The organism is Streptomyces niphimycinicus, assembly GCF_018883605.1.
GTDB lineage: Bacteria > Actinomycetota > Actinomycetes > Streptomycetales > Streptomycetaceae > Streptomyces > Streptomyces niphimycinicus.
Genome location: NZ_JAHLEM010000486.1, coordinates 1 through 494, shown reverse-complemented (window position 1 = coordinate 494; position 494 = coordinate 1). Strand labels below are relative to the sequence as shown.

1 protein-coding gene is annotated in these 494 nt (G+C 69.4%); it reads left to right on the top strand.

What is annotated here, in order from left to right; translation table 11 throughout:
* Positions 1 to 494: TetR/AcrR family transcriptional regulator (locus tag KN815_RS33760; RefSeq protein WP_216345653.1), on the top strand; the 494-nt coding region annotated here is incomplete at both ends.

The window sequence follows — 494 nt, the reverse complement described above, 5'->3', positions numbered from 1 at the left end:
CGACCGCGATCTACCGGCACTTTCGCGACAAGGACGAGCTGCTGCTGTCCGTCGCGGACCGCACGCTCGGCGAGGTGCTCGACAGCATCCCCGAGGGCCTCGACTGGAAGGGACGCATCCGGGCGCTCGCCGACGGCTCGCTGGCGGTCGCCCTCAAATACCCGGTGGTGGGCTCGGTCATGGCGAGCCGTACCACCCGGCGGCCCAATGAGTTCCGGGTCGTGGAACTCATCCTCGGCGCCGTCATGGAGGCCGGACTCGAGGGCGCCGAGGCGGCCGTCCACTACCGCATGGTCGCGGACTCACTCCTCGCCTATGTCGGTCAGCAGGCCGCCTATCTCCTGTTCGCCCCGGAGGTCCGCGCTGCCGATGAGTCCGCCTGGACCCGCGAGTACCGGCTGGTCGACCCGCAGGCATTCCCCAACATCACAGGCCTGAGCGCCGAACTCGCCGAGGTGACGGACGAGCAGATCTTCGAGGCCATGGTCGGGGCG